The organism is Rugamonas aquatica (genome assembly GCF_009380215.1).
Lineage (GTDB): Bacteria > Pseudomonadota > Gammaproteobacteria > Burkholderiales > Burkholderiaceae_D > Rugamonas > Rugamonas aquatica_B.
In genome coordinates, this window is record NZ_WHUG01000048.1 from 1 (window position 1) to 491 (window position 491).

A 491-nucleotide genomic window follows, 5' to 3' on the forward strand; every position below is an offset into this window, starting at 1 on the left:
CAAGGCGCTGACCACCGACCAGATCGTCGCCTTGGGTTCGGCCCAGATCGGCGCGCTGACCAGCGCCCAGATCGCCGGCATGAGCAGCGGCCAGATCGCCGCCATCGAGACCAACGATATCGGCGCGTTGAAAACCGCCGCCATCGCCGCGCTGACCACCAACCAGACCGCCGCCCTGAGCACCGACCAGTTCCAGCAACTGAGCACCGCCCAGGTCAGCGCGATGACCACCGCCAACCTGGCGATCCTGACCACCGACCAGATCGTTGCGATGAGCTCGAACCAGTTCGGCGCCCTCAGCTCGAACCAGTTCAACGCGCTGTCGACCACCGACATCGCCGCGATCGAAACGGCTGACATCATCGGCCTGAAAACCTCGATCATCGCCACGCTGAAAACCGCGCAACTGGCGGCGCTGACCACCGACCAGCTGTCGAACCTGACCACCGGCCAGATCGCCGCGATCACCACCGCCAACATCCAGGCGCTGA

General features: G+C 65.2%; 1 pseudogene. It reads left to right on the forward strand.

Annotated features, from left to right (window positions below):
- Positions 1-491, forward strand: a pseudogene (locus tag GEV02_RS32590) (heme utilization protein); the annotation flags it as partial.